Annotated in this window: 6 protein-coding genes; all 6 read right to left on the minus strand. The window is 64.8% G+C overall.

What is annotated here, in order from left to right; genetic code table 11:
- Positions 1–196 precede the first annotated feature (196 nt).
- Positions 197–2650, minus strand: a complete 2454-nt coding sequence (locus KA419_02620) for a hypothetical protein (GenBank protein MBP7864816.1) — start codon at positions 2648–2650, stop codon at positions 197–199.
- Between the two features lie 294 nt (positions 2651–2944).
- Entirely contained in the window at positions 2945–3448 is a 504-nt protein-coding gene (locus KA419_02625) for a peptide deformylase (GenBank protein MBP7864817.1), read from the minus strand.
- 30 nt (positions 3449–3478) lie between these two features.
- A complete protein-coding gene (locus KA419_02630; protein ID MBP7864818.1) occupies positions 3479–4768 on the minus strand; it encodes a WG repeat-containing protein in 1290 nt (429 codons plus the stop codon).
- An 11-nt stretch (positions 4769–4779) separates the two neighbouring features.
- Positions 4780–5100, minus strand: a complete 321-nt coding sequence (locus KA419_02635; GenBank protein ID MBP7864819.1) for a type II toxin-antitoxin system RelE/ParE family toxin — start codon at positions 5098–5100, stop codon at positions 4780–4782.
- Positions 5097–5486 carry a type II toxin-antitoxin system Phd/YefM family antitoxin gene (locus KA419_02640; GenBank protein MBP7864820.1) on the minus strand — a complete coding sequence of 130 codons (390 nt, stop codon included), beginning with the start codon at positions 5484–5486 and terminating at the stop codon, positions 5097–5099. The genes KA419_02635 and KA419_02640 overlap by 4 nt, the downstream gene beginning before the upstream one ends.
- A 94-nt stretch (positions 5487–5580) precedes the next feature.
- Complete coding sequence (locus KA419_02645) at positions 5581–8064, minus strand: TonB-dependent receptor (GenBank protein MBP7864821.1); 2484 nt, start codon at positions 8062–8064, stop codon at positions 5581–5583.
- Positions 8065–8348: the final 284 nt, after the last annotated feature.

Here is an 8348-nt window from a genome sequence, read left to right on the forward strand (position 1 = left end):
AGGACGGAGAGCGCGAAAAGGGTCGGGGAAGCGAAAGGCCACGGGGGCATGCGCCGCCCCGGTTCCCAAAGACGACCCGCTCCCCGGTGGAGATTCGACATTGGTAACGGGGGCGGCCGCCCGGAAACCCGTCAGCGCCGCGCGCGTGAGCAAGCGATTAAAGATCTGACCTTTACCACTCCCTCACGGTCGTGGCTCAGATGTTGCAGCGGTTGTGCAGGACCGTCACGAGGTCCCGGGCGGTCACCCGGCCGTCGCCGTCCACATCGCCGCAGAACCAGCCGCAGGGGAGCTCCCACAGCCTCCCGGAAAGATAGGCGGCCAGCAGGAGCACGTCCTGGGCGTCCACCACGCCGTCACCGCTCAGGTCGCAGCCCGCCGGGTCGTCGTTGTCCGTGATGGTGCAGTGACTGGTTGAATCGGCGATGGTGGCGTTGACGGGGTTGTGGACATTCAGGACGAAGTTTTCGTCGCTCTCGTCGAGGGTGTCGCCCTTCACCGCCACGGTGACGGTTTTCGACGTCTGGCCGGGCGTGAAGGTGAGGGTCTGGGTGAGCGCCGTGTAATCGTCCGGCTGCACGGCGGTCCCGTCGGAGGTGTACACCTCCGCGCTGACCGTCTTCCCGGAGGCGGCCAGCAGGTTCACCGTGAAGACGGCGTTCACCGTCGCCCCGTCCCCCTCCGTGACCGTGATGTCCGTCCCCATCATGAGGACCGCCTGCGGATCGTTGTCGTTGATGGTGCAGACTCCCTGGGCGTCCCCCAGGGGGGCGTTGACGGGGTTGGACAGGTCGACCCGGAAGGTCTCGTTGTCCTCGTCCAGCGTGTCGCCCGCGACCGGCACTTTCACCGCCTGGGCGAACTGCCCCGGCGCGAAGCTCAGGGTCCCCGAGCCCGCGGTGTAATCGGACGGCTGCAGGGCCGTCCCGTTCGCGGTGGCCCAGTCCACCGTGACGGTGTTGGGGCTGGTGGCCGCCAGGGTCACCACGAAGGTGGCGTCCTGCGTCCCCGCGTCCGTTTCCGTCACCGTGACGTCCCCGATGGAGACGGTCGGGGGCCCGTCGTCGTCGAGGATGGTGCAGCGGGTCGTGGAGTCCGCGATCGTGGCGTTGACGGCGTTGCGCACGTTCAGGTCGAAGGTCTCGTCGTATTCGTCCTTGTAATCCCCGGTGACGCTCACCGGGACTTGCTTGCTGGTCTCCCCCGGGCTGAACGTCAGGGTCTGGACGAGGGCGGTGTAGTCGTACCCGTGAAGGGCCGTGCCGTCGGTCGTGTAGACCTCCGCCGTCACCGTCCGCCCCGACGGGCTCAGCAGGTTGACGGTGAAGGACGCGACGGCCGTCTCCCCGCCGGCGCCTTCCGTCACCGAGAGGTCCGTGCCCATCATGATCACCGCCAGGGGGTCGTTGTCGGTGATGGCGCACGTCCCCCGGCCGGTCCCGATCTCCGCGTTGACGGGGCCCGACAGGTCGAGGTGGAAGACCTCGTTGTCCTCGTCCAGGGTGTCCCCTTTCACCGCGACGGTCACCGTTCTGGTGGACTGGCCCGGGGTGAAGGTCAGCGGCCCCGACGCCGCCGTGTAATCCGCCGGCGAGACCGCCGTGCCGTTGACCGTGGCGTAGTTCGCCGTCACCGTGTTCGAGGAGGTCGGCGACAGGGTCACCGTGAAGGAGGCGTTGACGGTGCCGCTGTCCCCCTCGGAGACCGTCACGTCGCTCACGTACAGTTTCGAGGTCCCATCGTCGTCGGTGATGGTCCCCACGCCCTGGGCATCCGTGATCTGGGCCCCGGAAGCCCCCGACAGGTTGACGAGAAACGTCTCGTCGCTCTCGCTCACGGTGTCGCCGTTGACGGCGACGGACACCGTCTTGCTCCCGTCGCCGGCGCTGTAGGTCAGGGTCCCGGAGCCGCTGGCGTAGTCGCCGGGCTGGCCGGCCGTCCCGTTGGCCGTGGCCCAGTTCACGGTGACGGTCTGCCCGGTGCCCGGCGCGGGGCTGCAGCTCACCGTGAACACGGCGCTGGTCGTGCCCGAGTTCCCCTCCTTGACGGACACGTCGCTGAGGGAAAGCTCGGGGCGGTACACCGTCACCCGGACCTGGAACGTCCCGCTGTTGGGCGTGCTGGCGCAATCGTTGACGCCCAGGTACAGGGTCTTGTTCGCCGTCACGTTGAAGCTCGCCCCGCCGGAACCGATGAACGTCCTCGCCGAGTTCAGCATCATGTAGAGCCCGGCATGGCCGTTGCCGGGGAGGGGGTCCGCGCAGTAGTCGTCGCAGTCGTAGCAGATGGCCTGGTTCATGGGGTCGTCGTAGATGGCCCGGGGCAGCCCGTCGGGGTCGACGATGTAGTCTGTCGGGTTGCACGGCTTGCACTGGGGATCCGTGGAGTTGTTGAAGCAGACGTAACCCGAGATGCTGTCCACGACCACGCGGTCGCCGGCCACCAGGCTGCAGACGAGGCGCTCGTTGCCCGCGATGTCCGTCCCCTGCACGGTGACGTTGTGGATCGTCGTGCCGGCCAGGCACAAGCCCGGGCCCGGCAGGAGGAGCACGCACAGGAGAACCAAACCGCGACGGGAAACGCCCGGGATCGTCTCGCGGGAAAGGCCGTCTTTTCCCGGCGCCCTTCGCCTGAAGACGTTTCTTCTCATCTTCCACCTCCTGTACCCGCGGTTGGGCCGCGGCCGGTTCCTCGCCGGGGGCGTCGGGGAAAAGGCATCATGGCGATTCCTCTCCCGGGGCCCCGTATCCGTTTTCGGCCAGTATACCAGAACCGGTTTTATTTCTGCAATTCATGCGGGAAGGGCCTGGCGAAAAAGGACCAAGGGACCTAAAGGACCAAAGGGACCCAAAGGACGGAGAGGGCGGAAGGGGTGGGGTCAAAGAGCCCCTCTCGACGATGCTGTCCTTTAGGTCGTTTATGTCCTTTTGGTCCTTTGTCCTTTTCAGGCGGGCGCCCCGAACTTGCCGGGGTTGAAGCGGAAGGCGCCCGGGTGCACGGCGCGCTGCACGGCCAGGACGCCGTCGAGGTGGTCGCACTCGTGCTGGAGCAGTTCCGCCAGGTCGCCCTCGAGTTCCCGGCGGTGCTGCACCCATGCCAGGTCGAGGTAGTCGATCACGCAGCGCCGGTATCGCCTCACGCGCACTTCCAGGCCGGGGAAGCTCATGCAGTCATCCCAAAGTTCATAGGTTTCGGGATCGGGAAAGCTGAGGATCGGGTTGACCAGGGCCTCCGGCTCCCCCACGTCCAGGCAAACCAGGCGGACGAGCTCGCCGATCTGCGGCGCCGCCACCGCGCGCCCGAAGCCGTGCCGCCGGCGGAACGCGAGGAGCGTGTCGTGCAGGTCCCCCATCACCCGCCGGGCCAGGTCTTTCTCCCCGTCCCCGATCACCCGGCAGGCCTGGTAAAGCCGATCGTCGCCCAGCAGCAGGATCTTCTGTTCAGGCATCGTTACACCTCGCGATCTTGATCGGCCACCTCAGAATATCGGGCAGTTGTCGCCCCGGTCGCCCGTCCACAGGATCCTCCCCCAGCGATCGACATACTTCCAACAGCCATTCTTCTTGAAAAGACCCACCTCGCCGTCGAAGAATTCCACGGTAGAGTATCGGGGCGGGATCACCCAGCGCCCCTTGGTGTCGATCAGTCCCCATCGACCCCCGATGCCTTCTTCGACGCTGATAGCATCGCAAACGGAGGGTTCAATCCCACCAATGTTGACCAGAGCGTATCCTTCCTGGAAACTCTGATGGCCGTGGAACCGCGGGGAGATCAACCACTTCCCTCGAGGGTCCACAACTCCCCAACGACCACTCTGCTTCACCCAGGCCCTGCCGCCGGAAAAATCTTCCACCTCACTGAATCGAAAGGGGATCCGGAGTTCACCGGAAGGGTCGACACATCCCCATCCCTTTCCGTCCCAAACCCAGGACAGGCCTTCGTGAAAAAGTCTTGACGCCTTGAATGAGGGGGGGATGACAACCTTTCCTTTGCGATCGACGGTGCCCCATCGACCTTCAGTAAGAACCCACGCGAAGCCCTCGGAGAAGAGTTCGGCTTCCTGGTATTGCGGGAGAATCGCCCATTGCCCAGTCTGGTTCAGATAACCCCAAAGACCATTTGAACGGACAGCGGCGAGTTCCTGAAAATATGGTTTTGCAAGGTCGATGTCGGGGGTGTTCAGGACGATCCCTGAAATATGCACAAATCTCGGTATTCCCTGCCTGTCTTTCAGCAGGCAATAGTCGCCATGCATGAAAAAGTCGACGTTATACACCTGGTACTGCATAGGTATGATGGCCTCGCCACTTTTGTCTATAAAACCGCCACCTTGGGCTGTGCCCACCCAGGCTCGATTCTTATAGAAAGAGCAGGCGCTCTGAAAACGGGGAGAAATTGGCAGATTCCCAGCTTTGTCCATGAATCCTATCAGACGATCGGGTCCTTCAAGGTCGCGAACAATTGACATCCCGTTCAGAAAGCCCATGATCTGATAAGGTTGGGGAGAGATCACCATCCGTCCCGTCCGGTCGATGGCGCCCCAGAGCTTGCCGACCTTCACCGGGGCCAGCCCTTCGGAAAAGGCGGAGGCCGCGTCGTACGCCAGGGGAATGACCACCCGGCCGGTCCGGTCGATGAAGCCGCACTTCCCTTGGTTCCGAACCAGATACAGCTTTTCTTCCGGTGCGGCGCCCGTATCCCCCGCCGCGGGGAGCAGACCGGTGATGGCGTTCAGGAAGAAGAGGAAGACCAGGGCGAGTGTTTTCATCCTCGACACCTTCATTCCCCTGGGGGGGCGAGGCGAAGTCGGAGGAGCGTCCGGGCCAGCCGGTAGATATCGCTCCGGTCGCCTTCTTTCCTCCGCCCGACGGCCACCCCCGTCACGGTGGCGCCCTCGATCCGGTAGAGGATGCGGTATCGCTGACCCGCCGCCCGGACGCTGCGCAGCCCACGCAGTTCGCCGTGAAGCTCCTTGCCCTGCTGCCCGGGGTTTTCCGCCAGGCGGTCGATGCGCTTGACGAGAAGCCCGCGGACCCGGCGGTCCTCGATCCGGCGGAGTTGGTCCAGGGCGGTCGGGGTGATCTCGACCGTGTATCTCACTTTTCCAACTCTCCGCGGGCGGCTTCCCAGGAAACGGCCTTTCCTTCCCGGACCTCCTTCAAGCTATTTTGAAGGGCTTGCATGGCCGGTTCGTCTCCGAGGATCTCGAGGGTCTCGGTGAGGGATTCGAAAAAGTCCCAGGAGAGAATGGCCAGCACCGGCCTGCCCCGTCGGGTCACGGCCACAGCGGTTTCCGCTCCTTCCTCCGAAAGAGATTCCGGGAGGGAGGTCAACTTGTTCCGGGCTTCCACCATCGGCATCGTCAGCGTCAAGATCCACCTCCAAACGTACATCTCACTGTACAGTATACCGCGCTTCGGTGCGCGTGACACCGAAAAAGTAACAGCCGGTATCGTAACCGGCACTTCTTTCAGGCTACCGTACACCCTTTCAGGAAATGACTGATTTTCGTGTATTCCGTGTATTTCGTGGTCTATTTCGTGGTCTATTTCGTGGTCAGTTCTCTTCGGTCCCCGCTTCTCAGAAGTCGATCTCGAACTTGCCCCGGAAGGTGCGGCCGATGCTGTTGTAGAAGGTCCCGTAGGTCGGGCTGTCGAGGTTGTTCTGGACGTCCCGCGGGTTCCAGTGGTTGGTGATGTTGAAGATCTTCACGCCGATGCGGCAGTTCCACTTCTGTTTCAGGAACTTGATCTTCACCTTCTTCACGATCTGCACGTCCAGGGAGAGGAAGCGGGGGAAGCGGCCCGCCTCGTTGCGGGGGCCCACGAAGTCCTGGTCCTCGTTCACGTTGGAGTACGGGAAGCCCTTGCGAAGGTCCAGGACCGGGTAGGCGATGATCCCCCAGGGGAAAGAGATGCTCCCGCTGACGAGGAGGCGGTCCGGCGTGTCGTGGGGGAGGGGTCCGTACTCGTCGGGGCGGACCACCGGGTAGCGGTAGTTGCCCAGGAAGAGTTCGTAGCTGTTGAGGTTGCCCTTGGCCGAGGAGTGGACGTAGGAGACGGAGGCGTCGAAGCGCTCGCCCAGCTGGTACTTCACGCTGAAGAGCCACTCCCGGTAGTTCTGGTCCCCCGCGTTGGCCAGGACCAGTTGCGGCGTCGGCGAGGTGACGGGGTTCAGGACCAGGTCGTCGTGGGTCCGCCGCCACTGGTAGCCCACGCGGGCCAGCAGCCCCGGGAGGATCTCCCGGTCGATCTCGACGTTCCACTGGAAGGCGTAGGGGTTGCGGATCCGGCCGTCCCGGATCACGTTGGCGTAGGTGAGGGGAGTCCCGATGAGGGTGTGGCCGTCCGGCCCGAAGGTCGTGACGCGCATCTGCTGGTACTGGTCGAAGACGGCGGTGCTCAGCGGGATCTTGTCGTAGAAGAGCCCGCACCCGGCCCGGATCACGGTTTTCGTGCTGGAGGGGACCGGCAGGAACGAGACGCCGAAGCGGGGCGCCACGTTGACGCGGCGGGCGATGCTGTCCCAGTCGAGGCGGACGCCCAGGCTCAGCGTCACCGGGGCGCCGATCTGCCACTTGTCCTGGAGGAAGGTGGTGAGTTCCCAGGCCTTCTGCTCGAGGCCGGTGCCGCCGAGGTAGTCCAGGATCTGGGACCGCGTGCCGTTCTCCCGCAGGATCTCCACGGGGCGGCGGCGGTCGTCGCCGTCGTACTTCAGCCGGGAGACGACGTAGCCGGCCTTGAGGTCGTGGAGCCCCTTCCAGCGCCGCTGGGTGAAGGTGTAGGTCTGGGACAGCTCGTAGCGCCGGCTGTAACGGTCCTGGTTGTTGTAGTAGCCGCCCTCCCACCCCTCGGGGGTGATGACCATGGGCGCTTCCACGTTGGGGTAGATGTGGGCGTCGTACTGCTTGATGCTGAAGTTGGTCTCCAGGAGGGAGGAGCCGCCGACGATCCAGTTGTCGCTCAGGGCCAGGAAGAAGCCGCGCTGGCGGAAGTTCGGCGTGACCTCCTGGGGGTGGAAGGTGTCCAGGTTGACCCACTTGAGGTTCTGGGGGTAGACCGAGAAGATGGAGGAGAGCCGGTGGGTGGCGGTGGGGGCCCAGTCCATCCGGGTGAAGGAGTCGAAGGTCTCCAGCTGGGTCTCGTTGTGGAGCTCGGGGAGGGACGGCACCTCCGTCAGGATGAAGCGGTACTCGAAGTGCTGGGAGATCCAGAGGCGGTCCTTGACGATGGGGCCGGACACGGCCAGCCGGGGCGTGAAGGACTCGAAACCGCGGATCGTGCCGTCGCGGACCCGCAGACGGGGGAAGAAGTTGGTGAAGAGGAACTTCTTCTTGTTGGACCCCTGGTGGGTCTCGATGGTGGTGACGGCGCCGGTGAACTTGCCGAACTCGGCGGCGTAGGGGTTCGAGTAGACCTGGACCCGCTCGATGGCCTCCAGGGGCAGTTCCATGGCGTACTGGCCGGTGACGGGGTCGGTGACGTTGACGGACTGGACCAGGAGGCCGCTCTGGCTGGGGCGGGCGCCGTTGAGGCTCAGGAGGCCGTCGGGGCCGCGCACCACGCCCGGGACCAGCGGCAGGGCGTCCTGGAAGCGCTCGTTGACCAGGGGGGCGCTCTTGAGGAGCTGCTGCTTGAGGGTCTCCGGCAGTTCGGGCCGCTTGATGTCGTCCTTGGACGTCTCGGCGTTGACGGTTATGGCGGCGGTGATCTCCTCGAGGGGGAGGATCACGGGGAACACCGCGTCGGTCTCCCCGCCGGCCAGGGCGATCTTCCGCCGGGTGGTCCTAAAGCCCGTCATCTCAACCAGGGCCGTGTACTCGCCGGCCGCGAGGCCCGCCAGCGCCACGTGCCCCGTGGCGTCGGTGACGTCCTCCCGGAGGGTCCTGTCCTTGCCGTCGAGGATTTTCACGGTGGCGCCCGGCAGCGGCTGGACGTCGCCGTTGGGCAGGGTGTAGTCGACCCGGACCCGGGCGCCGGCCTTTTCCTGGGCGGGGACGGCCCCGGGCGGGAAGAGGGCGGCGAAAAGGCCGAGAAGGAGGGCGTATCGGGCGAAATGGCGCATGGTGGTCTCCCGTTTGGTCTCCCGTCAGGGGGGACATCTTCCCGGAAGAAGAAGGCCCCGTCTCCGTGGCGGCCTCCGGACGGGGCTTCTTCCGCCGGGCGGCAAGCGACGGATTCTAGCACAAGCCCGCCGAGGCCACAAGTTAGACGCAAGAAAGACAGCGGTTTCGCATCATGAGGACAAGCAGGGCCAAAAGGGGCGCGGTGAGAGGTTTTGAAGCGTTTCAGAGACAGCCGGCATTCTTGTGCGAGGGGGGTGATAGAGCAAAAGCGGCGGTAAAGTGG

This window comes from Acidobacteriota bacterium (genome assembly GCA_018001935.1).
In the GTDB taxonomy this organism is placed as follows: Bacteria; Acidobacteriota; JAAYUB01; order JAAYUB01; family JAAYUB01; genus JAGNHB01.